This is a genomic window from Cohnella mopanensis, assembly GCF_022352055.1.
In the GTDB taxonomy this organism is placed as follows: domain Bacteria; phylum Bacillota; class Bacilli; order Paenibacillales; family Paenibacillaceae; genus Cohnella; species Cohnella mopanensis.
Genome location: NZ_JAKRWM010000019.1, coordinates 1 through 255, shown reverse-complemented (window position 1 = coordinate 255; position 255 = coordinate 1). Strand labels below are relative to the sequence as shown.

The window sequence follows — 255 nt, the reverse complement described above, 5'->3', positions numbered from 1 at the left end:
TTCCGTCCGGAAGCTTCGGTGAGCCGTGCGGAGATGGCAGCCATGCTGGGTCGCAATCTGCCTACATCAGGCACGAAAGCGTTAAGCTTCAAGGATATGGCGAACAAGCATTGGGCAAGCCAAGAGATCAACGCGACAAGCGCAAACGGAATACTCCTCGGATTCAACGATGGTACATTCCGTCCTACGGAAGTTGTAACTCGTGCTCAGATGGCTGCAATCGTATCCAGATGGGTAACGAACGCTTGCAAGGCG

The 255-nt window shown here is 53.7% G+C and carries 1 protein-coding gene; it reads left to right on the top strand.

The features are described from left to right. On the top strand, nt 1–255 hold a 255-nt coding region (locus L3D05_RS22330; protein ID WP_239618603.1), incomplete at both ends, for an S-layer homology domain-containing protein.